The organism is Vibrio sp. 1580 (assembly GCF_033340055.1).
Genome location: NZ_JAWOVT010000229.1, coordinates 1 through 761, shown reverse-complemented (window position 1 = coordinate 761; position 761 = coordinate 1). Strand labels below are relative to the sequence as shown.

At 49.5% G+C, this 761-nt stretch carries 2 protein-coding genes; both read left to right on the top strand.

The features are described 5' to 3' along the window. Window positions 1-361 (top strand): HPr family phosphocarrier protein (locus R7093_RS25205; RefSeq protein ID WP_318147016.1); only part of this gene is annotated, 361 nt, incomplete at its 5' end. Between the two features lie 11 nt (window positions 362-372). Then, window positions 373-761 (top strand): PfkB family carbohydrate kinase (locus R7093_RS25200; RefSeq protein WP_318147015.1); only part of this gene is annotated, 389 nt, incomplete at its 3' end.

Sequence of the window (761 nt, the reverse complement as noted above, 5' to 3'; positions counted from 1 at the left end):
CGAACACAATAAGCTGTTAGATGCCTCTGCAGAACAGATTCTCGCGCTATTCAAAGGCGAAGAAGTGGCTGCGCCAGCCGAAGATGGCAACGTAGCAGTCTTTAAGATCAAAAACGCACATGGCCTTCACGCTCGCCCGGGTGCGATGTTGGTTGCAGAAGCGAAGAAATTCGAATCAAACATTCGCGTGGCAAACCTAGATGGTGATGGTAAAGCAGTAAATGCGAAAAGCCTGATGAAAGTGATTGCCCTTGGTGTGAAACACGGTCACCAATTGCAGTTCTCTGCTGAAGGCCCAGACGCGGCTCAAGCGCTGGAGTCTATCGGCAACGCGATTGCTTCTGGCCTAGGTGAAGGTTAAGGGGCACGCAAATGACAGCATTAAAAACAAACAAAGTTGTGACCATCACGCTAAACCCTGCGCTTGATCTAACAGGCTCGCTCGACGCGCTAAAGGTAGGTTCAGTCAGCCTTGTTGCACAAAGTAGCCTTCACGCGGCAGGCAAAGGCGTTAACGTTGCAAAAGTGCTAAGCGACCTTGGCGCCGACGTTACGGTGACCGGCTTTTTGGGTAAAGACAACCCAGAACTGTTCCATCAACTTTTCACCGAAATTGGCGTAAAAAACGAGTTTGTTGAAGTTGAAGGCGCAACACGCATCAACGTAAAACTGGTTGAAGCCGACGGCCAAGTGAGTGACATCAACTTTCCTGGCGTTCAAGTAACGGCAGAAGAAATTGCGCGTTTTGAAGAGACACTTTT